Source organism: Paenibacillus sp. CMM36 (assembly GCF_053570945.1).
Map to the genome: position 1 here is coordinate 1 of NZ_JBSEDY010000053.1, position 1,755 is coordinate 1,755.

Below are 1,755 nucleotides of genomic sequence, written 5' to 3' on the forward strand. Positions count from 1 at the left end.
GATAGTCGCGAATCCAGCCATACAGACGGCTCGGATCAATGCGGTCGTCTTTCGGACAGATAACCATTGTGCCGCCGTTATAAAGCGTCCGCGCGATATCACCGACGAACACGTCGAAGGAGAAGCTCGCCAGTTGCAGCAGTCGTACCGGGAACTGGTTCAGACGGTAATCCCGGCGATAGGCCGCAGCCGTATTCACCAAGCTGCGATGCTCAATCATGACGCCCTTCGGACGTCCCGTTGTCCCTGAGGTGTAGATCACATACGCCAGATCCTGCGGTTCGTTGATGTGATTGACGTCTGTGGTATCTCCGGTGTACAGCGACTCATCGTCCAGTGCCAGTACGGTGTGCAGACGCAGCCCTGTTGCGGGTTCGGATGTAGGTTGGCTTTCCTCGAGCCATGCCTGTGCACGCTCCTGCAAGCCGATTTGGGTCAACAGTACCGTCGCACCACTGTCCTCCAGCATGAAACGAATACGTTCGGACGGATAATCTGCATCCAGCGGCACATAGGCGCCTCCTGCCTTCCACACCGCCAGTACGCCAACCAGCATGTCGACCGAACGTTCACTCAAAATGCCAACAATCGACTCGCGTCCAATGCCTTCATTTCGCAGTCTACGGGCTAATTGGTTCGCACGCTCGTTCAGTGTGCGGTACGTCAGTTGTTGTTCCTCATACACCACCGCCACATGATCTGGTATAAGCTGGGTCTGTTCTTCCACATAAGTATGGAATAAGCCTCCTGCTTCAGCAGTAACATCCGATACTCCCACATCTCCAAAACCGTAGATGATTTGTGCCTTCTCCTCGACAGTTACCATATCCAAAGCTGCCAGTGGCTGCTGCGGATGAAGAGTAATCGCACGTACAAGTTCGGTAAAATGCTGTGCCAAGCGCGCAATGGTCTCAGGCTTGTACAGCGCCGTGCTGTATTCCAGACTGCACAGAATGCCTTCCGGCTGCTCCACGGCATCCAAGGTCAGATCAAATTTGGCCGTATGATTGTCTGTCGGATACGTCTTAAAGGTCAGACCTTCCAGCTCGAACTCCTGCTGCTCAAATGTTTTCAACTCAAACATCGTGTCAAACAGCGCATTCCGGCTCGTATCCCGCGTTAAATTCAGCTTTTCAACCAGCTCTTCAAAAGGATATTCCTGATGTTCGTAAGCACTGAGCGCATGCTCTTTGACCTCTTGCAAGTAGTCCAGGAACGTTTTGTCACCAGCCGGATAATTGCGGATTGCCAGCGTGTTGAGGAATACGCCTACCAAGCTCTCCAGTTCCGCATGTGGTCTTCCGGCAATTGGCGTGCCGACGATAATGTCCTCTTGACCCGTGTATTTATGCAAGAGTGTGCTATACGCGGCCAGCAACACCATGTACAAGGTGGAACCGGTTTGCGCGGACAGCTGTTTCAACTGTTCGCTGTCCTCCAGGCTGATCGCAAATTCCAATCGAGCTCCTTCCAGACGCTGTACGGCTGGTCTTGCAAAATCCGTAGGCATATCCAGCACCGGAATGTCACCAGCCATCGTGTTCAGCCAGTAGCTTTCCTGCTCACGAAGCCGCTCACTTTGCATATCTGCATGCTGCCAAACCGCATAGTCCTTGTACTGAATACGGAGTGGCGGCAGTTCCTTGCCTTCATACAATTGAGAGAACTCCTGCACGATAATTCCTTCCGTGACGCCATCCGAAATAATATGGTGCATGTCATAGAGCATGACGTGACGCTCCGGTCCGGTTTCCA

At 52.8% G+C, this 1,755-nt stretch carries 1 protein-coding gene; it reads right to left on the bottom strand.

The features are described 5' to 3' along the window. On the bottom strand, positions 1-1,755 hold a 1,755-nt coding region (locus ACWA2B_RS27795; RefSeq protein ID WP_449292868.1), incomplete at both ends, for a non-ribosomal peptide synthetase.